General features: G+C 73.6%; 22 protein-coding genes. 5 read left to right on the top strand and 17 right to left on the bottom strand.

Features of this window, described 5'->3' with window-relative positions; genetic code table 11:
* Nucleotides 1–61: 61 nt before the first annotated feature.
* A complete protein-coding gene (locus H1A17_RS18990) occupies nt 62–1,039 on the top strand; it encodes an MBL fold metallo-hydrolase (protein ID WP_145920461.1) in 978 nt (325 codons plus the stop codon).
* Nucleotides 1,040–1,078: 39 nt separating this feature from the next.
* On the opposite strand, the gene H1A17_RS18985 is transcribed toward H1A17_RS18990, so the two are convergent.
* Genes H1A17_RS18985 through H1A17_RS18935 form a run of 11 tightly spaced genes read right to left on the bottom strand, consistent with a single transcriptional unit; the run spans nt 1,079 to nt 13,171 of the window.
* The gene (locus tag H1A17_RS18985) at nt 1,079–2,632 is read right to left on the bottom strand and encodes a class I adenylate-forming enzyme family protein (protein ID WP_194822519.1); all 1,554 of its coding nucleotides are present in this window, start codon (nt 2,630–2,632) and stop codon (nt 1,079–1,081) included.
* Nucleotides 2,629–4,152 carry a class I adenylate-forming enzyme family protein gene (locus H1A17_RS18980; protein ID WP_194822518.1) on the bottom strand — a complete coding sequence of 508 codons (1,524 nt, stop codon included), beginning with the start codon at nt 4,150–4,152 and terminating at the stop codon, nt 2,629–2,631. Before H1A17_RS18980 ends, H1A17_RS18985 begins: the two co-directional genes overlap by 4 nt.
* Nucleotides 4,152–4,646, bottom strand: coding sequence for a VOC family protein (locus H1A17_RS18975; RefSeq protein WP_194822517.1), 495 nt, complete (start codon nt 4,644–4,646; stop codon nt 4,152–4,154). The genes H1A17_RS18980 and H1A17_RS18975 overlap by 1 nt, the downstream gene beginning before the upstream one ends.
* Before the next feature lie 31 nt (nt 4,647–4,677).
* A complete protein-coding gene (locus H1A17_RS18970) occupies nt 4,678–5,598 on the bottom strand; it encodes an SDR family NAD(P)-dependent oxidoreductase (protein WP_145920465.1) in 921 nt (306 codons plus the stop codon).
* Entirely contained in the window at nt 5,595–6,779 is a 1,185-nt protein-coding gene (locus H1A17_RS18965; RefSeq protein ID WP_145920466.1) for an acetyl-CoA acetyltransferase, read from the bottom strand. The genes H1A17_RS18970 and H1A17_RS18965 overlap by 4 nt, the downstream gene beginning before the upstream one ends.
* Nucleotides 6,769–8,181, bottom strand: coding sequence for an OB-fold domain-containing protein (locus H1A17_RS18960; RefSeq protein ID WP_194822516.1), 1,413 nt, complete (start codon nt 8,179–8,181; stop codon nt 6,769–6,771). Before H1A17_RS18960 ends, H1A17_RS18965 begins: the two co-directional genes overlap by 11 nt.
* 17 nt (nt 8,182–8,198) lie before the next feature.
* Entirely contained in the window at nt 8,199–8,990 is a 792-nt protein-coding gene (locus H1A17_RS18955) for an ABC transporter ATP-binding protein (protein ID WP_145920468.1), read from the bottom strand.
* The gene (locus H1A17_RS18950) at nt 8,987–9,877 is read right to left on the bottom strand and encodes an ABC transporter permease (protein WP_145920469.1); all 891 of its coding nucleotides are present in this window, start codon (nt 9,875–9,877) and stop codon (nt 8,987–8,989) included. Before H1A17_RS18950 ends, H1A17_RS18955 begins: the two co-directional genes overlap by 4 nt.
* A 2-nt stretch (nt 9,878–9,879) precedes the next feature.
* Nucleotides 9,880–10,803 (bottom strand): ABC transporter permease, encoded by a 924-nt coding sequence (locus H1A17_RS18945; protein WP_145920470.1) that lies wholly within the window; start codon nt 10,801–10,803, stop codon nt 9,880–9,882.
* Nucleotides 10,800–11,645, bottom strand: coding sequence for an ABC transporter ATP-binding protein (locus H1A17_RS18940; protein ID WP_194822515.1), 846 nt, complete (start codon nt 11,643–11,645; stop codon nt 10,800–10,802). Before H1A17_RS18940 ends, H1A17_RS18945 begins: the two co-directional genes overlap by 4 nt.
* A gap of 2 nt (nt 11,646–11,647) precedes the next feature.
* Nucleotides 11,648–13,171, bottom strand: coding sequence for an ABC transporter substrate-binding protein (locus H1A17_RS18935; protein WP_194822514.1), 1,524 nt, complete (start codon nt 13,169–13,171; stop codon nt 11,648–11,650).
* A gap of 191 nt (nt 13,172–13,362) precedes the next feature.
* Between H1A17_RS18935 and H1A17_RS18930 the strand changes: the two genes are divergently transcribed.
* The 3 genes from H1A17_RS18930 to H1A17_RS18920 are packed head-to-tail and all read left to right on the top strand — an operon-like array spanning nt 13,363 to nt 15,424.
* Nucleotides 13,363–14,100: an enoyl-CoA hydratase/isomerase family protein gene (locus tag H1A17_RS18930; protein ID WP_168222518.1), complete on the top strand. Its 738-nt coding sequence runs from the start codon at nt 13,363–13,365 to the stop codon at nt 14,098–14,100.
* A complete protein-coding gene (locus tag H1A17_RS18925) occupies nt 14,097–14,915 on the top strand; it encodes a VOC family protein (protein ID WP_145920474.1) in 819 nt (272 codons plus the stop codon). The genes H1A17_RS18930 and H1A17_RS18925 overlap by 4 nt, the downstream gene beginning before the upstream one ends.
* Complete coding sequence (locus H1A17_RS18920) at nt 14,912–15,424, top strand: flavin reductase family protein (protein ID WP_145920475.1); 513 nt, start codon at nt 14,912–14,914, stop codon at nt 15,422–15,424. The genes H1A17_RS18925 and H1A17_RS18920 overlap by 4 nt, the downstream gene beginning before the upstream one ends.
* Nucleotides 15,425–15,499: 75 nt before the next feature.
* Here H1A17_RS18920 and H1A17_RS18915 read toward each other — a convergent pair whose 3' ends face one another.
* From H1A17_RS18915 to H1A17_RS18890, 6 genes are read right to left on the bottom strand one after another with little or no spacing between them, the layout of a single operon-like run.
* On the bottom strand, nt 15,500–15,988 hold the full coding sequence (locus tag H1A17_RS18915; protein WP_145920476.1) for a MaoC family dehydratase: 489 nt from the start codon (nt 15,986–15,988) through the stop codon (nt 15,500–15,502).
* Entirely contained in the window at nt 15,976–16,797 is an 822-nt protein-coding gene (locus tag H1A17_RS18910; protein ID WP_168222519.1) for an enoyl-CoA hydratase/isomerase family protein, read from the bottom strand. Before H1A17_RS18910 ends, H1A17_RS18915 begins: the two co-directional genes overlap by 13 nt.
* On the bottom strand, nt 16,794–17,750 hold the full coding sequence (locus H1A17_RS18905) for a zinc-binding dehydrogenase (RefSeq protein ID WP_145920478.1): 957 nt from the start codon (nt 17,748–17,750) through the stop codon (nt 16,794–16,796). Before H1A17_RS18905 ends, H1A17_RS18910 begins: the two co-directional genes overlap by 4 nt.
* Nucleotides 17,747–18,457 (bottom strand): nitroreductase family protein, encoded by a 711-nt coding sequence (locus tag H1A17_RS18900; protein ID WP_194822513.1) that lies wholly within the window; start codon nt 18,455–18,457, stop codon nt 17,747–17,749. Before H1A17_RS18900 ends, H1A17_RS18905 begins: the two co-directional genes overlap by 4 nt.
* On the bottom strand, nt 18,454–19,203 hold the full coding sequence (locus H1A17_RS18895; RefSeq protein ID WP_194822512.1) for a nitroreductase family protein: 750 nt from the start codon (nt 19,201–19,203) through the stop codon (nt 18,454–18,456). The genes H1A17_RS18900 and H1A17_RS18895 overlap by 4 nt, the downstream gene beginning before the upstream one ends.
* On the bottom strand, nt 19,200–20,171 hold the full coding sequence (locus H1A17_RS18890; RefSeq protein ID WP_194822511.1) for a nuclear transport factor 2 family protein: 972 nt from the start codon (nt 20,169–20,171) through the stop codon (nt 19,200–19,202). Before H1A17_RS18890 ends, H1A17_RS18895 begins: the two co-directional genes overlap by 4 nt.
* Nucleotides 20,172–20,294: 123 nt before the next feature.
* On the opposite strand from H1A17_RS18890, the gene H1A17_RS18885 reads away from it, so the two are divergent.
* A partial coding sequence (locus H1A17_RS18885) for an acyl-CoA dehydrogenase family protein (RefSeq protein WP_194822510.1) occupies nt 20,295–20,508 on the top strand: 214 nt, incomplete at its 3' end.

Below are 20,508 nucleotides of genomic sequence, written 5' to 3'. Positions count from 1 at the left end.
CTTGAGCTAGATTCCGACCATCCGGTATGTTGGTGTCCCACAGTAAGGGAGCCTCCCGACGATGTCCATACCCGTGAGCGACGCCCACGCCGCCAGCTGGCGGGCCCGCCAGGTGCCGGTCCCCGCGCAGGTCGTCGACGGTGTCTGGGCGATCCCGGTCCCCCTGCACGGCAGCGCCCTGCGGTCCATCACCGTCTTCCTGATCACCACCGACGACGGCCCGGTCCTCGTCGACGCCGGCTACGACCACCCGAGCTGCTGGACGTCGTTCCAACGGTCGGTGGCGTCCATCGGCCAGCGGGTCGACACCATCGCGGCGGTTCTGCTCACCCACAACCACCCCGACCACGTCGGCTTCGCCGACCGGGTACGCGCCGCCTCCGGCGCGCGGGTGGTGATGGGCGCGGCCGACGACTTCGCCACCATGCACCACCGGCGCGGCACCTTCCTCCAGCAGGTACGCACCGCGCTCGACCTGACCGGCGCCCCGCCCGACGTCGTCACCGCCATGTACGCCGACGCGGTCGCCGTCGCCGTGCACCGGGAGGACCTGCGGCTCGACGTGGCCGTGGAGCACGACACCGAGTTCCGCTTCGGCGACGTGACCGTCCGCGCCCTGCCCGCCCCCGGGCACACCTACGGCCACACCGTCTACGCCGACACCCGGGGGCTGGTCTTCACCGGCGACACGATGATGGCCGAGGGGCCCACCCAGCTCGCCATCGTCAGCCGCCCCGACGACGACCCGGCCGCCGACCTGTTCGGCACGCTGGCCCGCATCCGCGACCTCGGGGCCGCCATCGCCTGCCCCGCCCACCAGTTCCCCTACCGCGACGTCGCCGCCCGCGCGCAGGCCCTCGCGGCCTTCCACCGCGACGAGGTCGAGACGGTCCGGGGCCTGGCCCGCGACGGCGACACCGCGTGGGACGTCGCCCGGCGGATGACCTGGAAGAAGCCGTGGGACGAGCTGGGCCGGGGCACCCGGCGGTTCGCCCTCGTGCACACCCTCGCCCTGCTCCGCCACGCCGCCGGCCGGTAGCGCGCGCACGCGGTGGCCCGCACCGGCACGGCGGCCGGCTCAGTCGCGTCGGGCGTCGTCGTACGTCCAGTCCGGGTGCAGGGTCGAGCGCAGCTCCCGCAGGGTCCGCTTGAGCACCTTGCCGGACGGGTTGGTGGGGAACTCCGGCACCAGGTAGACCTCCCGGGGCACCTTGAACCGGCCGAGCCGCTGCCGGGCGTGCGCGATCAGCGCCTCGGGCGTCAACCCGGGCCGGGCGACCACGAACGCGGCCGGCACCTCCTGCCATGTCGGGTGCGGGGCCGCCACCACCGACGCCGCCAGCACCAGCGGATGGTCGGCCAGCACGTTCTCGATCTCGGCGCTGGACATGTTCTCCCCGCCGCTGCGGATCATGTCCTTGAGCCGGTCGCGGATGTAGAGGTAGCCGTCGGCGTCGAAGCAGCCGATGTCGCCGGTGTGGAACCAGCCGTCCCGGAACGCGGCGGCGGTCGCCGCCGGATCGTCGAGGTAGCCGGGGCTGACCTTGGGCCCGCGTGCGACCACCTCGCCGTGCACGCCCACCGGCACGTCCGCACCGTCCGGGTCGACCACCCGGACCTGGACCCACGGCACCGGCAGCCCCACCGACCCCTGCTTGGACTCCTGGTGGGCGGCGTCGAGGTAGGTCAGCCCGCTGCACGTCTCGGTCAGGCCGTACCCCTCGATCAGCCGGGCGTTCGGGAACAGCCCCCGGGCCACCCCGAACAGCGCCGAGGTGACCTGCGAGAAGATCAGCCAGCGGACCGACGACAGGTCGGTGCCGACGGCGGTGGGCTCGCGGCGGACCATGTCCAGCATGGTCGCCGCCACCACCATGCCGGTGATCCGTTCCGTCTCGATCGCCCGCAGCACGGCCGCCGGCACGAACCGGCGGTGCAGCACCATGGTGCCCCCGACGTGCCAGATGCCGAAGCCCGGCAGGTCGGTGCCGCCGACGTGGTAGAGCGGCGCGACGTTGAGGATCCGGTCGGTCGGCCGCAGCCCCAGCTCGACGATCTGGGCGTGCATGTTCCGGTTCACGTTGCCGTGGGTGAGCAGCACCCCCTTGGGCAGGCTGGTGGTGCCGGAGGTGTAGACGATCCGTTGCAGAGCCGCGTCGTCGAGGTCGGCGTCGGTGACCCGCGCGCCCCGGTGCGCCGCGACCAGCGCCCGCACGTCGGTCCAGCCGTCGCCGATCGGCTCCAGCGCGAACCGGCGTACCTGCGGCAGGTCGGCGAGGGCGGCGGTGGTGAGCGCGGCGAACTCCGGCACGGTGGCGACCGCCCCGACCCGCGCGTGCGCCAGCAGCCGGGCCAACTCCCCCGCCGTCAACCGGTAGTTCAGCGGGACGAAGACCGCGCCGAGTTTCGCCAGCGCCAGGGAGAGGATGAGGAACTCGGGGACGTTGTCCGCCACGATCGCCACCCGGCTGTCCCGGCGTATCCCGTCGGCGGCCAGCCCGGCGGCCAGGGCGTTGACGTCGTCGTCGAGCTGCCGGTGGGTCCACCGGCGGTCGGCGAAGACCAGCGCGTCGGCGTCGGCGAAGCGGCGGGCGTTGCCGGCCAGCATGGCGGCGAGGTTCGCGGTGCTCACCCGGACACCGCCGCCTCGCGCAGGGCCTTCTTCAGCACCTTGCCGGAGTCGTTACGCGGCAACGACGTCACGAGCTGCACGTACCGGGGGACCTTGTAGCGGGCCAGTTCGGCCCGGCAGTGCGCGCGCAGGTCCTCGGCGGTGCCGGTCGCGCCGTCGCGGAGGATGACGAACGCCTTCGGCACCTCGTCCCACTGCGGGTCCGGCACCCCGATCACGGCGACCTCGGCGACGTCGGGGTGCTGGGCGAGAACCCGCTCGATCTCGGCGCTGGCGATGTTCTCCCCACCGGACTTGATCAGGTCGGCCCGGCGGTCGACGAACCACAGGTAGCCGTCGGCGTCGATCCGGCCCACGTCGCCGGTACGGAACCAGCCGTCGCGCCGGCTGCGCCGGTTGGCCTCGTCGTCGTTCCAGTAGCCGGGCGACACCTTCTCCCCCCGGACGACGATCTCCCCCTCGACGTCCGGGCCGACCGGCCGGAAGTGCTCGTCGACGATCCGGATCTGCACCCCCGGGAACGGCGCGCCGAGCGCGCCGAGCTTGCTCTGCTCGTGGGCGGCGTCGAGGTAGCAGACGCCGTTGCACAGCTCGGTCATGCCGAACGTGTCGATCAGCCGGACGTGCGGCAGCCGCCGCTTCACCTCCTGCCGCACGCTCGGCGCGACCCCGGCGAAGAGCAGGTAGCGCAACGTCCCGAGGTCCGGCGGGTCGTCGAGGTCGAGCAGGCCGAACAGGATCTGGGCGGCCAGCACCATGCCCGTGATCCGCTCCTCGGCGGCGATCCGGGCGATGTCGGTCGGCTTGAACGTCGGCGTGAGCACCATCGTCGCGCCGGCCACGAACGTCGCCAGGCCCGGCGCCTCCAGCCCGCTGACGTGGAACAGCGGCGCGGAGACGAGGATCCGGTCGGCGTCGGTCAACTCCAGTTCGAGAACCTGCGCGAAGTGGTTCGCGGTGAGGTTCCCGCAGGTGTGCACCACCCCCTTGGGGCGGGCCGTGGTGCCCGAGGTGTAGAGCAGCCGGTGCACGTCGGCGGGGCCCTTGTCGGCGTCGGCGACCCGCACCCCCGGCGGCTGCCCGGCGAGCAGGTCGGCCAGCCGCCGCGCGTCACCGACGACCGTGCCGCCGTTGGCGACCAGCGTCCGCAGCCCGGTCATGGTCGCCAGCCGGGCGGCGTCGGCGGCGAAGTCGTCGTCGTAGAGCAGGCCGGTGACGCCGGCCTGGTCGATGACGTACGCCTGCTCGTTGGCGTGCAGCCGCCAGTTCAGCGGCACCGAGACCGCGCCGAGCCGGCTCAGCGCCAGCAGCTCGATGACGTAGGTGGCGGTGTTACGCCCGAGCACCCCGACCAGGTCGCCGTCGCCGATGCCGGCGTCGCGCAGGGCCGCGGCGTGCCGGTCCACGTCGGCGTCCAGTTCCGCGTACGTCCAGCGGGCGGCCCCGTCGACCAGGGCCTCGGCGTCGGCGCGGCGCAACGCCTGCCGGCGCAGCGTCTCGGTGAAGTTGCTGCCGCCCATCAGTCGCCGTCACCCCGCCGCCGGGCCAGGATCTCCTCCCGGGACGGCAACGACACGAACTCCAGCAGGTTGCCGTCGAGATCCCGGGCGGCGAACGCGGTGATGTACCCGTAGTTGTCCAGCAGCACCCGGTTCGGCGCGGACAGACACTCCGCCCCCAGGTCGGTGAGCCGCCGGTGCAGCTCGTCCAGTTCGTCCAGCGGCACCTCGAAGCTGAGCAGGAAGGTGCCCAGCTCCAGGTGGCCGGCGGTGGCCGTACGGGTCTTCACGCCGTTCCACTCGATGAGTTCGAGCTGGCCGACCCGGCTGGGGCCCTGGAGGTACTGGACCCGGCCGGTGGTGCCGGCGGGCAGCCCCAGCGACACCTCGATCCCCGGCCCGCCGACCTCGGTGCGCAGCGTCCGGCGGTAGCCCAGGGCCCGCTCGTAGAAGTCCGCGGCGCGGTCGACGTCCGAGACGGTCATCGCCACGTGGTGCACTTCGCTGACCGGCATGATGCCTGCCTTCCTGTTGGTTCGCGCCGGATCAGGCGGACGGTCCGGCCGGCCCGCCGAGGACCCGTTGGATCAGGGTGACCTCGTCCGCGCCGCTGTCGGGCACGATGAAGTCGTCGAGCCGGCAGATGTCGTCCACCGCGCCGAGGATGTCGTCGGGCGAGGCCGGCGTGGGTCCGCCGTACCAGCCGGGGGTGACGCCCAGGAAGATCCGCCCCACCCGGCCGCCGCCGACGGTGAGGATGTGCCGGTTGAGCTGGCACTGCTCGGAGGCGAGGAAGGTCGCCACCGCCGCCACGTGCTGCGGGTCGAACCGGTCGGTCAGCTCACCGAGCAGGTTCTCGGTCATCCGGGTCGCGGCGGTGGGCGCGATCGCGTTGACCAGGATGCCCCGGCGGGCCCCCTCCAGCGCGAGCACGTTCATCAGCCCGATCAGGCCGGTCTTGGCCGCGCCGTAGTTGGCCTGGCCGAAGTTGCCGAACAGCCCGGACGACGAGCTGGTCAGCACGATCCGGCCGTAGCCCTGGGCGACCAGGTGCGGCCAGGCCGGCCGCAGCACGTGGAACGCCCCGGCCAGGTGCACGTCGAGCACCGCGCGGACGTCCTCGTCGGACATCTTGGCCAGCGTCCGGTCCCGCAGGATGCCGGCGTTGTGGATGACCGCGTCGAGCCGCCCGTACGTGTCGATCGCCCGGCCGACCAGGTCCGCGCCCCCGGCGGCGGTGGCCACCGAGTCGGTGGAGGCGACGGCGGTGCCGCCGGCCGCGCGGATCTCGGCGACGACCTGTTGCGCCGCGCCGGAGGAACCGGAGCCGTCGACCGTCCCGCCGAGGTCGTTGACGACCACCGACGCGCCGCGTGCGGCGAGGGTCAGCGCGTGCGCCCGGCCGATGCCGTTGCCCGCGCCGGTGACGACGACGACCCGGCCGTCGAGGGTGACCCGGGCGCTCATCGCTCGTTCCCCAGGACCGCCACGAACGCGACGCAGGAGCCCGGCTGCCCGCCGAGGTTCTGGGCCACCGCCAGCCGCGCGTCGGGCACCTGTCGGGGACCGGCCTCCCCGCGCAGCTGGGTGAAGCACTCGAACATCATCCGCAGTCCGGTCGCGCCGATCGGGTGGCCGAACGACTTGAGCCCGCCGTCGGTGTTGACCGGCAACGCCCCGTCGAGGTCGTAGCGGCCGTCGAGGATGTCCCGCCACGCCTTGCCGCGGGCGGAGAAACCGAGGTCCTCCATCAGCACCACCTCCGTCGGGGTGAAACAGTCGTGCACCTCGGCCAGCGAGATCTGCGCCGCCGGGTCGGTCACGCCGGCCTGCTCGTACGCCTCGCGGGCGGCGGTGACCACCTCGGGGAAGGTGGTGAAGTCGTAGCCGTCGGCGGCCAGGCCGGCCCCGGACCCGGCGACGAAGCTCATCCCGCGCAGGTAGACCGGTTTGTCGGTGTACCGGTGGGCGTCCTCGGCGCGGACCAGGATCGCCGCCGCCGCGCCGTCGGAGACGCCGGAGCAGTCCATGACGCCCAGCTGCCCGGCGATGCGCGGGGACCGCTCCACCGTCTCGGCGGTGACCGCCCGGCGGAACTGGGCGCGGTCGTTGCGGGCCCCGTTGGCGTGGTTCTTCACCGCGACCCGGGTCATCGCCGCGCGCATCTCCCGCTCGTCGATCCCGTGCGCCGCCTGGTAGGCGGGGGCGAGCAGGGAGAACCCGGCCGGGGCGGTCCAGTCGACGTCGGTGCCGTCGGCGGGTGGGAAGACCGCCGACAGCCCGGAGTACGAGGAGTCCTTGAGCTTCTCCACCCCGGTCGCCATGACCATGTCGTACGCGCCGGAGGCGACGGCGAAGGCGGCGTTGCGGAACGCCTCCGAGCCGGTGGCGCAGTAGTTCTCGACCCGGGTGACCGGCTTACCGGCCAGCCGCAGCGGGCGGGCCAGGGTCTGCCCGGACAGCCCCGAGCCCTGGGTGCCGACCCAGAACGCGTCGACGTCGTCGAGGGTGACGTCGGGCAGCGACCCGACGCACTCCTGCACGGCGTCGACGAGCAGGTCGTCGGCGGAGGAGTTCCAGTGGTCCCGGAAGGGGGTACAGCCCATCGCGACGATCGCGACGTCGTGGGTGGTGCGCCTACTGGCCATCGGCGGTGTCCTTCCCTGGCGGGGCGTCCGCGGGTGCCGGGCGGAGCTTCCAGAAGTAGTTGTGGATCGAGTCGGTGGTCCAGAGCCGGCGGAACACGGCGGTCACCGGCATGCCCACCGCCACGTCACCGGGTGCCACGTCGGTGACGTACGTGCTGAGCCGGCCGCCGCCGTCGACGTCGGCGACGACGATCGCGACCTCGGGTTCCGGCATGGTGGTCAGGTGGTCGCGGGTCACCGAGACCACCCGGGCGGTGCGGTCGCGCAGCGACACCGTGGCGGTGCCCGCCCCGGCGGTGCCGCAGGAGGCGCAGACCCGGCCGGGGGGTGTGGTGACCCGGCCGCAGGCGTCGCAGCGGCTGCCCTCCAGCCGGTACTTCCAGCCGGCCCGGCGGTGCATGGGTGGGGCGGCCGGGGCGGGGGCGGCCGGCCGGGCCGGGCCCTGCACGTCGAGCAGCCCGCGCCAGCGCAGGTAGCGGCCGTAGCCGAGGCGCTGCCGGGCGGCGAGCTGGGCGCGGACCGACGGCCCGCCCCGGGCGGCGCGGACCCCGTCGCCGACCCGCAGCACGAACGCGTCGGCGCCCTCGGTGGCCGACAGCAGCAGGATGGTCTGTCCGGGTTCCGCCTCGTCGAGGGCGGCGGCGAGCAGCAGTCCGGGGTGGGCGACGCCGGTGAAGCCGGTGGCCCGTTCGACAGTCGCGTCCCGTCCCGCGCCACCGAGCGCCTTGCGCAGCGCCGCCGCGGCGCGCGGGTTCGACGACGACACGACCACCTGGTCGACGGTGTCGAGGGACGCCCCGGCGAGGGCCCGGCGGGCGGTGTCGAGGCCGGCGGCGACGAGGATCTCGGCGGTGAACCGTTCGTCCCAGACCCGGTCGTGCCGTTCGCCGGGCAGCCGCCAGCGGTCGAGCACCTCGCTGGTGTGGCCGGCGCGGGCGAGGAGCACGGCGGCCCGCCCACCGCTGACGAACGCCGCGGCGGCGTCGCCCTGGGCCAGTTCGTCGGGGGCGCCGGGCCGGGTGGTGCGCACGTCGGCCAGGGCCGCCGTGGCGACACCCCGCAGGACCAGGTCGAGGGCGGACGCGCCGGCCCGGTGGCCGCGCAGGTCGAGGGCGGTGACCCCGGGGTCGAGGCCCAGCGCCTCGTGCGCCACCCCGGCGGAGGTCTTCGTCTCGTACGGTGCGCTGGTGGTGGCCAGCAGCAGGTGCCGCCCGGCCGGGGTGTCGGCGGGGACGTGCCGCAGCGCCTCGACGGCCATGGTGACGGCGTCCTCGTCGTAGCCGGCGACGCTCCGGGTGGGGCCGCCGGTGCGGGCCGGGCCGGTCGGGTCGAGCCGGTTGTCGTCGAGCACGTACGCAGGGAGGTAGGCCGCGTAGGCGTCGATGCCGGGTTGTTCGGGCATGGGTCGCGGGTTCTCCTTCAGCTCCACGAGGGGATGGCGGCGAGCAGGCGTCGGGTGTACTCCTGCTGCGGTCGGTCCAGCACGGTCAGGGCGTCGCCCTGTTCGACGACCCGCCCGCCGCTCATCACCGCGATCCGGTCGCACAGGTCGCTGGCGAGCATCAGGTCGTGGGTGACGAAGAGCAGGCCGATGCCGAGTTCGTCGACGAGGGTGCGGAACAGGTCGACGACCTTGGTCTGGGTGGTGACGTCCAGGGCGGTGGTGCACTCGTCGGCGATCACCAGCGCGGGGCGGGTGACGACGGCGAGCCCGATGGCGACCCGCTGCCGCAGGCCGCCGGAGAGCTGGTGCGGGTAGCTGGCCAGCACCCGGCCGGGGTCGTCGATCCGCATCTGGGCCAGCACCTCCACCGAGCGGCGTTCCACCTCGGCGCGGCTGATGTCCCGGACGTGCCGGCGGAGCACCTCGGCGAGCTGGGTGCGGACCTTCAGCAGCGGGTTCAGCGACCGCGACGCGTCCTGGAAGACCATGCCGACGGCGCTGCCCCGGACCCGCGCGGTGCGGTCGACGCCGGGGGCCACCACCTGCTCGTCGGCGACCGCGATGGCGCCCCGGTCGACCCGGACGTTGCGGTCGAGCAGCCCGACGACGGCGCGGGCCAGGGTGGTCTTGCCGCTGCCGGACTCGCCGACGACGCCGACGATCTGGCCCCGGCGGATCTCCAGGTCGACGTCGTCGAGCAGGGTCAGCTCGCCGTCGGCGAGCCGGGCGGTGATGGACAGCCCGGAGAGCTTCAGCAGTGTGCTCATCGCCGCCTCTTCCGTGGGTCGTGGTGGGTGAGCAGCGCGTCGCCGAGCAGGTTCACCAGCAGCACCAGCACGGTGATGGCGAGGCCGGGGAAGAAGGCGATCCACCAGGCCTGGCTCAGCTCGTCCTGGCCGGAGGCGAGCATCGAGCCCCAGCTGTTCATCGGCGGCACCACGCCCAGGCCGAGGAAGCTCAGCGCGCTCTCGACGAGGATCGCGGTGCCGACCTGGAGGGTGCCGAGCGCGACGATGGTGCCGGCGAGGTTGGGCAGGATGTGCCGGAAGACGATCCGGGGCTCGGACGCGCCGGCGGCGCGCAGGCCGACGACGAACTGGCGTTCCCGGATGGCCAGGGTCGCCGCGCGGGTGACCCGGGCGCACACCGCCCAGCCGGTGAGCGCCAGCACCAGGAACAGCACCGGCAGGGAGCTGCCCCGGTTGGCGATGATGGCGAGGGCGACCAGGATGAACGGCAGGGCGAGTTGGGCGTCGATGAGGATCGAGATGACCCGGTCGACCCAGCCCCGGAAGTAGCCGGCCAGCAGGCCGAGCAGCGTGCCGGGGCCGATCGCGACGAGCGCGCCGACCAGGCCGATCACGATGGTCAGCCGGCCGGCGGAGACGAACTGGGTGAGCAGGTCCTGGCCGAGCTTGTCGGTGCCGAGGGGGTGGGCCCAGCTGCCGCCGGCCAGGAACGCGGGCGGCCGGCGGGTCGCGTCGAGGTTCTGGCCGCCGTCGGGCAGCAGGCCGGTCAGCGGCAGCACGAACACCGCGACGGCGGCCACCGCCAGCGGCAGGGCCAGCCAGAACACCGAGGTGCGACCACGTCGGCCGGCCCGGCGCGGTGGCGGCACCGGGGCGGTGACCGGGTCGAGTTCGAGTTGGCTCATGCTCACCGCACCCTCGGGTCGACGATCGAGTGCAGGACGTCGACGAGCAGGTTCAGCAGCACGAACACCAACGCGCCGAACACCACGATCGCCTGCACCAGCGGGAAGTCGCGGAACTGGATGGCCTGCAACGCGAGCTGGCCGAGGCCCGGCCAGGAGTAGACGTACTCGACGGCGACCGCGCCGGAGAGCAGGATGCCGGTCTGGAGCACGACGATGGTGAGGATCGGCATCATCGCGTTGGTGAAGGCGTGCCGCCACACCACCCGGCGGGTGCTGATGCCCCGGGCGCGGGCGGAGTCGATGTACGGCTCGGCCAGCGCGTCGCTCATCGACGCCCGGGTGAGCCGGGCGATGTGCGCCATCGGGTAGACCGACATGGTCAGCGCGGGCAGGATCAGGTGTTTCGGGCTGCCGGACTGGCCGGCGGGCAGCCAGCCGAGTTTGACGGCGAACAGCACCACCAGCATCATGCCGAACCAGAAGACCGGCACAGACTGGCCGAGCAGGGCGAGGGTGGAGGCCCCCCGGTCCCACCAGGTGCCCTCCCGGGTCGCCGCGAGCACCCCGAGCGGCACGCCGACCAGCAGGGCGAGGGCCATGCCCGCGCCGACCAGCTGCAACGTGTACGGCAACCGGTCGGCGATCATCGAGGTGTTGGACTGGTAGAACTGCAACGACTGGCCGAGGTCGCCGGTGAAGACGCCCTTGAGGTAGTCGAGGTACTGCACGACGACGGGCAGGTCCAGGCCGAGCTGGTGGCGCAGCGCCTCGCGTTGTTCGGGCGGGGCCATCGGGCCGAGGATGGTGGCGGTCGGGTCGCCGGAGAGCCGGCCGAGCAGGAACGCCAGGCTGAGCGCGATGAGCAGCGAGGCGAACAGCGACGCGAGCCGGCCGCCGACGCGGCGTACGGTGCTGGCCTTCATCGGCGGGACCTCCAGCGCGCGCCGGGCATCGCGGCGAGCAGTTCGCGGGTGTAGTCGTTCTCGGGGGTGCCGAAGACCCGGTCGCAGGGTCCCGCCTCGACGACCCGGCCCCGGTACATCACGTGCACGACGTCGCAGAGCGAGCGGACCACGGCCAGGTCGTGACTGATCATCAGCAGCGCCGCGCCGGTGGTGGCCCGGATCTGCCGCAGCAGGGCCAGCACGTCGGCCTGCACGGAGACGTCGAGGCCGGAGGTCGGTTCGTCGGCGACGATGAGGCGGGGCCGCATGAGCAGCGCGCGGGCGATGCAGACCCGCTGCGCCTGTCCCCCGGAGAGCTGGTGGGGGTAGCGGTCGAGCAGGTCCGGGGCGAGCCGGACCCGGCCGAGCAGGTCGGCGTCGTCGATCCAGGAGGTCCGTTCGGGTTGCAGCGCCCGCAGTTCCCGCAGCCCGGAGCGGACCGACTGGCGGGGGTCGAGCGAGCCGTGCGGGTCCTGGAAGACCACCTGCACCTCAGGGCGCAGCCGACGCAGTTGGGCACGGCTGACCGCCGAGAGCGAGTGGCCGAGCAGCCGGATGTCGCCCCGGCCGCGCGGGCCCAGCCCGGTGGCCGCCATCGCGAGGGTGGTCTTGCCGGAGCCGGACTCGCCGACGACGGCGACGCTCTCGCCGGCCGCGATGCGCAGCGACACCTGGTCGACCGCGCGGAAGATCGTGCCGGTGCCGCCGTCGCGGTGCTCGACGACGAGGTCGTCGACCTCCAGCACGGGGAGGTCCGATTCCGGGGTGCGGGGGTGCCGGGCGAGGTCGTCCGGCACCCCCGTCTCCGCTACCTCGGACATCGTCAGCGGGTCGTCTTCGTGAAGTCCACGGTGTTCAGCGGGCCGAACACCACACCGGAGACGCCGGGGCCGGTCGCGTAGTTGAACACCTGCCGGTACAGCGGCACGTAGCAGTGCTTCTGGACCACGCCGATCGTGTTGAGCTGCTCGTAGATCGGGGCGGCCTGCTGGGCGTCGTTCTGTTCCAGCGCCTGCTGGGCCAGGGTGTCGATCTGCGGGTCGGGGCAGTTGCCGGTGATCGACTTGGTCTTCATGAAGCCGCTGACGAAGTAGTCCGGCACGGCGACGTTCGGCACCCCGGCGAAGATCGAGATGCCGGGCACCTGACGGCCGATGATCCGCTTGACCAGCGTGCCGTAGTCCAGCGGCACGTAGCTGACCTTGAAGCCGGCCTTCTCCAGGCTGCCCCCGACGGCCTGGGACACCTCTTCGATGTTGGTGTACTGGGCTGCCGGGTAGGTGATCTGCACGGTCGGGCTCGCCCCGCCGAGGAGTTCCTTGGCCTTGGCGGCGTCGGCGGTCACGCTCTGCGTCGGCTGCTGGCCGGGCTTGACGTTGAGCAGGCCGGCGTCGGCCACCGCCTGCCCGTCGAAGATGCCCTTGACGATGGCGTCGCGGTCGATGGCCAGGGCCGCCGCCTCGCGCAGCTTCGGGTCGTCGAACGGTGCCTTCGTGGAGTCGAGGAAGGCGATGATCTTCATGGCGGTCTCGGTGCTGACCACCTCGACCCCGGCGGCCTTGGCGGCGCTGGCCTGGGCCGGCGGCAGGTCGAAGGAGACGTCCACGCTCTTGCTCTGGATCAGCGCGAGCCGCTGGGCGGCCTCGTTGGCCCAGGTGAAGGTGACGCCCTCGTTGGTCGCCTTGGTGCCCCAGTAGTCGGGGTTGCGCTTGACCGAGATGTCGCGGCCGGCGTTCGCGCCCGACCAGACGTACGGGCCGGTGCCGACGGGTGCGGCGGCGAAGCCCTCCGAGCCCTTCTCCTGGTAGTACTTCGGCGGCACCAGGTAGACGGTGGTGAGCAGGTCGGGGATGTCGTACTGCGGGGTCTTGGTCTTGACCACGACGGTGGTGGCGTCGGGCGCCTCGATCGCGGTGACGTTGCCGAAGTACGACTTGAGCTGCGAGGCCGCGCTGTCGCGGGTGAGCGTGATGGTGTTGGCCACCGCCGCCGCGTCGGCCTTCTCGCCGTTGCTGAAGCTGATGTCGGGCCGGACCTTGAACGTCCAGGTCGTGGCGTCGGTACGGGTCCAGCTCGTGACCAGGCCGGTGTCGGTCGGCGCGAGGTCGCTACCGGTGTTGATCAGGGGTTCGAGCATCGTCGCCCAGACGATCTGGGCGGAGCGCGCGCCGACGATCGGGTCGAGGGTCGCCGGTTGGGCGGCGAGCAGCGCCCGGATCGGGGCGTTGCCCGACGCGCCGGAGTTGTCGGAGTCGGAGCCGCCGCACCCGGTGAGGCCGGCGCTCGCGACGGTCAGCGCGGCGGCCAATGCCAGGAAGCGCCGGGAGCGCAGGGATTTCATGATCATCATGGGTGTCCTTCACTGCGATGGACCCGTCATGTCTCCGCGTGAGGCGGCGGTGACGTTCGCCACAAAGTACCGACCAGCCGGTATCAAGTCAACGGGTCGACCGGGTATCTCGCTCGTGACATTCGCGTGACAAAGGCCCGCCGGCCAGCGCCGTTGTGTTCATACCGACCGGTTTGTATGATACCGCGGTGACCATCACCCTCACCCATGGGCACGACGGCCGCCTCGCCCGGGTCCGCTACGACAACGCGGCGCGCGGCAACTGTTTCGACACCACGACGCTGCACCGGCTCGTCGACACCCTGGAGACCGCCGCCGACGACGGGAACTGCGCGGTCATCCGCCTGGACATGGCCGGGCGGCACTTCTGCGCCGGCTGGGACACCTCCTCCTTCGCCGCGCTGGCCGGGGCCACCCGGGAGGAGGTCGCCGCCGACCTGCGCGCCAGCGACACCGCGTTGCAGCGCATCCGCCGGCTCCCGGTGCCCGTCGTCGCCGCCGTCCGGGGGCGGATCATCGGGTTCGGCGTCGGCCTGCTCAGCGCCGTACACCTGCCGGTCGCCGCCGCCGACGCCCGGCTGTCCCTGCCGGAGGCACGCTACGGCTTCGCCCCCGCCGGGGTCGGCCACACCATCGCCCGGTCGGTGCCCCGGCCGCACGCCTACCACCTGCTGACCGGCGTGGCGGAGGCGACCGCCGGGCAACTGCGCGACTGGGGCCTGGTGGCCCGGGTGGTCGCCGACGACGCGGTGGACGGGGCGGTCGACGAGCTCGTCGACGCCCTGCTGGCCGTGCCGGGGGCGACCCTGCGGGCGGTGGTCGGGGTCGTCGAGTCGAGCCTGGCCACCGGGACCGCCGACCAGGCGTACGACATCTCGGCCCGCACGATCGTCGCGGGCCAGGCCACCAGGGGGGCAACCGGATGAGACCACGATTCCAGCCCGGCGAGGCGGTCTGGGTGGAGCTGTGCACTCCCGACCCGGCGCAGGCCGAGACCTTCTACGCCGCACTGCTCGGCTGGACGGTCCGCGCCGAACGCCTCGGCGGCACCACCTACCGGATGTGCAGCATCGACGGGCGGGACGTCGCCGGGATCTCCGACGCCGCCGCCCTGCACGGCGACCGCCCCCGGGGCTGGCTCACCTACTTCGCCGTCGACGACATCGCCGCGTCCGCCCGGCAGGCGGTGGCGCTCGGCGGCGAGTTGGTCGCGCCGCCGCGCTACCTGCCGGCGGCGGGCACCGGCGCGGCGGTGATCGACCCGTTCGGTGCGGCCTTCGGCCTCTACCAGGGTGAGTCGCGCGTCGGCGTCCAGGCGGTCAACTCGGTCGGGGCGCTGTGCTGGAACGAGCTGGACACCGGTGAGCCGGCCGAGGCGGTGGCCTACTACCGCACGCTGTTCGGCTACACCACCCAGCAGCGCGACGACTCGCCGACGGCCCGGCCCTACACCGTGCTGATGCTCGGGGACGTGCCGGTCGCCGGGGTCCTCGAACTCGACAACGCCTGGCCGAACCCCATCCCGTCGACGTGGGTCACCTACTTCGCCGTCGCCTCCCTCGACGACACGCTGGCCCGGGTGACCGCCCTGGGCGGCAAGCCCACCGTCGGGCCGGTCGACACCCCGCACGGGCGGCTGCACCTGGTGAAGGACCCGGGTGGGCACACCCTGTGCCTGATCCAGCTCGACACCGGGCTGCGTCCCGACCACGACTCCTGCGACCCGGCGGTGAACCGATGATGGCCGAGCCCCTGTTCGACTCCGCCGAGTTCCGCCAGGTGTGCGGGCACTTCCCCACCGGCGTGACCGCGGTGACCGCGGTGACCGCCGCAGGCGCCGTCGCCGCGCTGACCGTGAACTCGTTCACCTCGGTCTCGCTGCAACCGGCGAAGGTGCTGTTCTGCGTCACCAGCTTCTCGTCGAGCTTCCCGGTGCTGATGGCCGCCGACCGGATCGCCGTCCACATCCTCAGCCAGGACCAGGAGGACGTGGCCCGGCGGTTCGCCACCTCCGGGCTGTCCGGGGAGCAACGGCTCGACGGGGTGTCCTGGGTGCCCGGCCCCGACGGCGTCCCGCTGCTGCCCGACACCCCGGCGATCCTGGCCGGACGACGCGACGAGGTGATCACCAGTGGCGACCACGTGATCGTCCTGATCGACGTCGACCAGGTCCGCCTGAAGCCGACCGACGTGCCGGCGTTGTCGTTCTACCGGGGCCGGTTCGTCGCACCGTCCCGGACGACCGAGTGACCGCCGGACGCCGGGCCGGATGACCGCCGGCCCGGCGTCGGCCGGGTCCCGGCCGACGCCGGGACCGTGCCCCGCTCAGGCGTAGTAGCGGAACAGGATCTCCGCCACGCAGCAGGGCTGCGACGTGTCGGCGAACTCCACCGCCACCGACGCCTTGGCCTGCACCCCGGGGGTGGCCTCCGGGCCGGGCGCGGTGATCGCGGTGGCCGCGACGAGCGTCGCGGTGCCCTGGATCTCGACCCCCGGCGGCAGCGGCCGGACGAACCGGACCCGGTCGAGGCCGTAGTTGACCCCCATCGAGAAGGTCCGCACCTCCAGGATGTCGGCGAGCAGCCGGGGGACGAGGGCCAGGGTCAGGAACCCGTGCACGACGGTGCCACCGAACGGCCCGGACCGGGCCCGTTCGACGTCGACGTGGATCCACTGGTGGTCCCCGGTGACGTCGGCGAACTGGTCGACCTGCCGCTGGGTCACCACCTGCGACGCGCTGACGCCCAGCTCCGTGCCGACCAGCCCCAGCAGGTCGGTCGGGGTGTCGACGGTGGTCCGTCTCATGGTGCGCATCGGGGGTGCTCCGTTCCGGGTGGTCGGTCCAGGGTGTCGGGTCGGGTCGGTGACCCGGGGGTGTGGCGGTCGGGCGGGGAGGTCGATCCGGCACGGGCCGTCGCCTGGGCCGTGACGTGCGCGGTGAGGGTCTCCCACTCCCGGTCCCAGTCCGCGTCGGCTACCGGCGGGCGGGCGACGGTGAGCATCCGGCGGACCGCCGCCGGGTCGAGGGCCGCGACCGCCCCGGCCAGCGCGTCGACGTGCCCGACGAGCCGGTCGTCGGCGACGGCGGCGCTGACCAGTCCCCGGTGTGCGGACTCCTCGGCCGACCAGGTCTCCCCGGTGAGCAGCAGGCGTCGGGCGAGCGCCGGGCCGACGGCGAGGGGCAGCAGCACGCTGGACCCCCACCCGGGGACCTGACCGACGGCGAGGTGCCGGTCGCCGATCCGGGCGCTGTCGGCGGCGACCGCGATGTCGCAGGCGAGCAGCAGTTCGAGGCCGCCGCCGAAAGCCGCCCCGTTGACCGCGGCGACGGTGGGCACCGGGGCCGCCCGGATGGCGCGTACCAGGCGGCGGCCCCGGTCGAGGTGGGCCAGCAGCGCGGGCAGGTCGCCGAGCAGGGCGGTGGCCTCGGCGAGGTCGGCCCCGGCGCAGAAGCTGCGGCCGGTGCCGGTGAGCACGAGCACCCGTACGCCCGGGTCGGTCGCGGCGGCGAGCCACCGTTCGAGACCGGCCAGCACCGTGCCGTCGCAGGCGTTGCCGACGCCGGGCCGGTCGATCCGCGCCCAGAGGGCGGCCCCGCGCCGGGTCAGCACCACGGAGGTCACGTCAGGCTCACGCAGAGCTTGCCGAACGCGGTGCCGGCCAGCATCCGGCCGGCCTGGGTCCGGATGTCGGCGAGGTCGACGACGCTGTCGACGACGGGTCGAATGCGGTGGGTGTCGACGAACCCGACCAGCGCCACGAACTCGTCGAGGGTGCCCATGGTCGCGCCGTGCACGCTGATCTCCCGGGCGAACAGCCGTGGCAGGTCCAGCTCGGCGGTGAAGCCGCTGGTGCCGCCGCACACCACGATGGTGCCGCCGGCCCGGGTGCAGCGGGTCGAGTGGGCGAAGGTGGCCGCGCCGACGGTCTCCACCACGATGTCGGCCAGCTCCGGGGTCCGCGCGCCGCTGTCCAGGGCGACGGCCGCGCCGAGGGCGAGCGCCCGTTCCCGTTTGGCCGCCGAGCGGGAGGTGACCATGACGGTCGCGCCGGCGGCCACGGCGAGGCTGATCGCGGCGGTCGCCACCCCGCCGCCCGCGCCCTGCACCAGCACCGTCCGTCCGGGGCCGACCGCCGCCCGGGTGAACAGCATCCGGTACGCGGTGAGCCAGGCGGTCGGGAGGCTGGCGGCCTCGGCCCAGCTCAACCCGGCGGGCTTGGCGACGAGGTGCGCCGCCGGGACGACGGTCCGCTCGGCGAGCACGCCGTGGCCGACGTCGGGCAGCAGGGTCGCGTGCGGCACGGTCCGGCCGTCCGGCGCGGTGGGCAGCACCGGGTAGACGATCACCTCGCGGCCTGCGGCGACGCCTGCCGCGTCGCTGCCGATGACCCGGGGCCCGTCGTGCCGGGTGGTGCCGACGCCGCGCAGCGTCCACAGGTCGTGCATGTTCAGCGCGCCGGCCCGGACGTCGACCTCCACCCAGCCCGGTGGTGTCTGCGGGGCGGCGACGTCGCCGACGAGCAGCGCGCCGACCGGGTCGTCGGCGCTCGGGGTGCGGACGTGGGCGGCTCTCACCGGGTCGCCGATCCGGCCGGCTCGGTGGGCCCGTTCCAGAACGCCACGTCGGCGAGGTCGGCGCGGGCGGCGGGGCGGAAGTCCAGGCCCCGGGTGTAGGCGACCGGGACGAGGGTCACCGGTCGCCAGTCGGCGGGCAGGCCGAGCACCTCGCGTACCCGGGTGGCCCGGTGGGCCAGGGCGGTGGCCAGCACCGAGCCGAGGCCGCGCGAGCGCAGGGCGAGCTGGAACGACCAGGCGAACGGGAAGATCGACCCGTAGTAGCCGGACGCGGTGCCGCCGACGGGCCGTTCGGGGACCGGTTTGGTGCTGCACAGCACGACCAGGACGGGCACCTGCGCCAGGTGGTCGACGAGGTGCTTGACGGCGGCGAGGACCCGCTGCTGCCGGGCCTGGGCCTGCGGGTCGGCCCGCACGCCGGGCGACAGCCGGGTGGTGGTGGCCGCCTCGCCGTCGGCCAGCGGACGGGCGACGGTGGCGTGCCAGATCTCGGTGTACAGGGTGGACAGTTCCCGTTTGAGCCTCGGGTCGTCGACCGCGACGATCCGCCAGTCCTCCAGGTTGGAGCCCATCGGCGCCTGCTGCGCGAGGCGCAGGCACTCCTCGACGACGGCGCGGCCGACGGGCCGGTCGAAGTCCAGCCGGTGGCGCACCGCACGGGTGGTGGTCAGCACCTCGTCGATGTCGGTGATCACTGCGCCGGTCATCGGTGGTCCTCTCCGGTGAGTCGGTCGACGGGCTTGTCCCGGTAGGGCAACGGCGTCCCCCACCGGTCGAGGTAGCTGACGCTGTCGACGGGTCGGCGGGCCGCGACCCTGAAGTCGGTGCCGACCGTGTAGGCGACCGGCAGCATGGTGATCTGTACCGCGTCGTCGGGGATGCCGAGCAGCGTGGCGACGGCGGCGGCGTGGTGCAGGTGCAGGGTGGTGATGACGGTGCCGAGGCCGCGCGCCCGCAGCGCCAGGTTGAACTGCCAGATCGCCGGATAGAGCGACCCGTAGAGGGCGGAGTTGGTGCCGGGGCCGCCGGTGGCCGGGTCGGGTCGGGTCGCGCACGGGATGACCAGGTACGGGGCCCGTCCGATGTGCTGCGCGAGGTGTTCGGCCCCGGCGAGGATGCGGGCGGTGCGGGCGCTGACCTTGCCGTCCGCGTCGACGCCGCCGAGGCGGCCCCGGACCAGGTCGTTGCCGGTGCCCGCCGCGCTGTGCAGCGGCTCGTGCACGTGGGTGCGGTAGGCGGCGTGGTAGAGCGTCGCCAGTTCGGCCTTGAGCGCCGGGTCGCCGACGACGAGCCAGCGCCAGTCCTCGGCGCCGCCGCCGGTGGGTGCCTGGACGGCGAGTTGGAGGCACTCGCCGACGAGGTCGAGCGGGACGGGGCGGTCGTAGTCGAGGCGCAGCCGGACCGACCGGGTGGTGGTCAGCACGTGGTTGAGGTCGGTGAACGGCAGGGTCATCGGTCGACCTCCGGGGCGACGCCCAGCAGGTCGGTGACGTGCAGGGTGTCGCAGTACTCGCGGACTGCGGCGATGCCGCCGGGCTGGACGTCGACGATCCAGAGGTAGCGGTTCTGGTAGCGGGCGTCGTCGCCGAGGACGGCGTGTCCGTGGGCCTCGACGGCGACCAGGGTGTCGTCGACGATCCACCGGTCGGCGGTCACCGCGATCCCGGCCGACCGGTAGGTCCCGCCGGCCAGCCGGGCCCGCATCGCGGCGAGTTTCCCGCTCATCGCGACCCGGCCGTGCAACGGGCCGTTGGCGTCGAGGTCGCCCCGGCCGTGGTGCCGGCCGAGGTCGCGGCGGCGGCCGGAGTCGGTCCACCAGGTGGCGTCGGCGGTGAAGAGCGCGCCGAACGTGTCGAGGTCGCCCCGGGCGAGGGCCGGCCACATCGCCAGCGCGGTCGCCAGCGCCGGGGGCGCGTCGGCCGGGTCGGGCGGGTCGCGGTGCGGGGGGTCGTCGAGGCTGCTGCGGGGTACGGGGGCGTCGTCGCCTACGACGTGCTGCGCGTGGGCGGTGTCGAGGTACTCCCGTACTGCGACGATCGCGCCCGCCCGGTCCACGTCGACGACGAAGCCGTAGCGGTTGGCGTACTCGCGTCCGCTGGCGTGGACGCCGTACCCCTCGACCTCGATGACGCAGGTGTCGTCCCCGGCGACGATCCGGCGGGGGATCTGTCGGCAGCCGGTGGGGAACGCGTGCGGTCCGAGGGAGCGCATCAGCGCCAGCTTGTCGTCCATCCGCATGAGGCCGTGCAGGGGGAAGCGTCCGCTGCCGTGCGGGGCGAGAGCCGGATCGCCGCCGCGACGGTCCGGGCCGGTGTCCACCCACCAGGTCGCGTCGGCGGCGCACAACCGGGCGAGGCCGCCGAGGCTGCCCCGGTCGAGCGCGGAGACGAAGTCCATGCCTGCCCGGACCGCGCGGGTCATCCGGCCTCCCACATTCCGACTGGTGGGTATCTAACACCTCCGGGCCGGACAACTCAAGGGGTGCATTACATACCGACCAGATGGTATTTTACGACGCCGGTAGTTCTGACGAGGGGGTCTGTGGTGTTCGAGGCGTACCAGCTACCCGAGGAGCACGACGCGGTCCGCGAGGCGGTCCGCGAGGTCTGTGCCGCCAAGGTGGCCCCGTACGCGGCCGAGGCCGACGAGACCGGGGAGTTCCCCACCTCGTCGTACGACGCGCTGCGTGCCGCCGATTTCCACGCCCCGCACATCCCCGTCGAGTACGGCGGCGCGGGCGCGGACGCCCTGGCCACCG

This window comes from Micromonospora sp. S-DT3-3-22, assembly GCF_015354745.1.
Taxonomy (GTDB): Bacteria; Actinomycetota; Actinomycetes; order Mycobacteriales; family Micromonosporaceae; genus Micromonospora; species Micromonospora wenchangensis.
The sequence above is the reverse complement of the archived record's forward strand: the minus strand, read 5'-3'. Positions and strand labels throughout refer to the sequence as shown.

What these genes read in the sequence shown, in the direction of transcription:
- H1A17_RS18950 (WP_145920469.1), bottom strand. Translation starts at nt 9,877, where the DNA reads ATGAGCCAACTCGAACTCGACCCGGTCACCGCCCCGGTGCCGCCACCG.
- H1A17_RS18935 (WP_194822514.1), bottom strand. Translation starts at nt 13,171, where the DNA reads ATGATCATGAAATCCCTGCGCTCCCGGCGCTTCCTGGCATTGGCCGCC.
- H1A17_RS18895 (WP_194822512.1), bottom strand. Translation starts at nt 19,203, where the DNA reads ATGACCCTGCCGTTCACCGACCTCAACCACGTGCTGACCACCACCCGG.
- H1A17_RS18920 (WP_145920475.1), top strand. Translation starts at nt 14,912, where the DNA reads ATGATGGCCGAGCCCCTGTTCGACTCCGCCGAGTTCCGCCAGGTGTGC.
- H1A17_RS18965 (WP_145920466.1), bottom strand. Translation starts at nt 6,779, where the DNA reads ATGGCCAGTAGGCGCACCACCCACGACGTCGCGATCGTCGCGATGGGC.
- H1A17_RS18940 (WP_194822515.1), bottom strand. Translation starts at nt 11,645, where the DNA reads ATGTCCGAGGTAGCGGAGACGGGGGTGCCGGACGACCTCGCCCGGCAC.
- H1A17_RS18990 (WP_145920461.1), top strand. Translation starts at nt 62, where the DNA reads ATGTCCATACCCGTGAGCGACGCCCACGCCGCCAGCTGGCGGGCCCGC.
- H1A17_RS18925 (WP_145920474.1), top strand. Translation starts at nt 14,097, where the DNA reads ATGAGACCACGATTCCAGCCCGGCGAGGCGGTCTGGGTGGAGCTGTGC.
- H1A17_RS18970 (WP_145920465.1), bottom strand. Translation starts at nt 5,598, where the DNA reads ATGAGCGCCCGGGTCACCCTCGACGGCCGGGTCGTCGTCGTCACCGGC.
- H1A17_RS18960 (WP_194822516.1), bottom strand. Translation starts at nt 8,181, where the DNA reads ATGCCCGAACAACCCGGCATCGACGCCTACGCGGCCTACCTCCCTGCG.
- H1A17_RS18945 (WP_145920470.1), bottom strand. Translation starts at nt 10,803, where the DNA reads ATGAAGGCCAGCACCGTACGCCGCGTCGGCGGCCGGCTCGCGTCGCTG.
- H1A17_RS18915 (WP_145920476.1), bottom strand. Translation starts at nt 15,988, where the DNA reads ATGCGCACCATGAGACGGACCACCGTCGACACCCCGACCGACCTGCTG.
- H1A17_RS18955 (WP_145920468.1), bottom strand. Translation starts at nt 8,990, where the DNA reads ATGAGCACACTGCTGAAGCTCTCCGGGCTGTCCATCACCGCCCGGCTC.
- H1A17_RS18975 (WP_194822517.1), bottom strand. Translation starts at nt 4,646, where the DNA reads ATGCCGGTCAGCGAAGTGCACCACGTGGCGATGACCGTCTCGGACGTC.
- H1A17_RS18900 (WP_194822513.1), bottom strand. Translation starts at nt 18,457, where the DNA reads ATGACCGGCGCAGTGATCACCGACATCGACGAGGTGCTGACCACCACC.
- H1A17_RS18980 (WP_194822518.1), bottom strand. Translation starts at nt 4,152, where the DNA reads ATGGGCGGCAGCAACTTCACCGAGACGCTGCGCCGGCAGGCGTTGCGC.
- H1A17_RS18890 (WP_194822511.1), bottom strand. Translation starts at nt 20,171, where the DNA reads ATGACCCGCGCGGTCCGGGCAGGCATGGACTTCGTCTCCGCGCTCGAC.